The sequence below is a fragment of the Escherichia sp. KCJ4928 genome (genome assembly GCF_004352695.1).
GTDB lineage: Bacteria > Pseudomonadota > Gammaproteobacteria > Enterobacterales > Enterobacteriaceae > ECMA0423.
The window spans coordinates 1-604 of sequence record NZ_SJWV01000552.1; the positions used below are offsets into that span (position 1 = coordinate 1).

General features: G+C 32.9%; 1 protein-coding gene. It reads left to right on the plus strand.

All coding sequences use genetic code 11. The features are described 5' to 3' along the window. Positions 1-181 precede the first annotated feature (181 nt). The coding region (locus E0D98_RS25505; RefSeq protein WP_131891493.1) for a PrgH/EprH family type III secretion apparatus protein at positions 182-604 on the plus strand (423 nt) is incomplete at its 3' end.

The following is a 604-nucleotide window of genomic DNA, read 5'->3' on the forward strand; positions in this document are numbered from 1 at the left end:
GCTTAACATTGAGGGAATAGGGTTTATACCTTAAATTGTAAATAAAGTTATGCATAGAGGCATTTAAAATAGTTCTCGAAATTATAATTTTTTTATTCTGTGTCATCATAATTTGGTCATGAAATTTCCGTCTTGTTACACTACTCTAAACTAGAGCTTATGGAATTAGCGGGTGGTATTCATGGAAAATAATGATAAATTCTTATCACAAGACTTATTGGAATCTTATGCCATTCGTTTGTTGAGCGGACCATTGAATGGATGCGAGTATGAAATACTTAATGGGCGTCTACTTGTTATCATTGGTAATGATGTTTCGTTAGGAAGAAGTGATGCTTTTTCTGAGTTACCAGAAAACACAATAGTCGTTCCTTATGGCGAGCTTACAGGTAGTTTTGAGATAATAATTACTACCGACCCTGATCTGGTAGTAACATTCAGAGAATTAACAGCACAAGAACCTGAAGATAGAACGTTAACATTGAATCAGCAAATAGAAGTTTTAGGTCTCAAATTTGCTGTAAAAGAAAAAAATGAAGTTTGGCAGTATTCATTGCCAGGCATTATTGAAAATAACATTATTTCTACAAAACAACATTTCTTT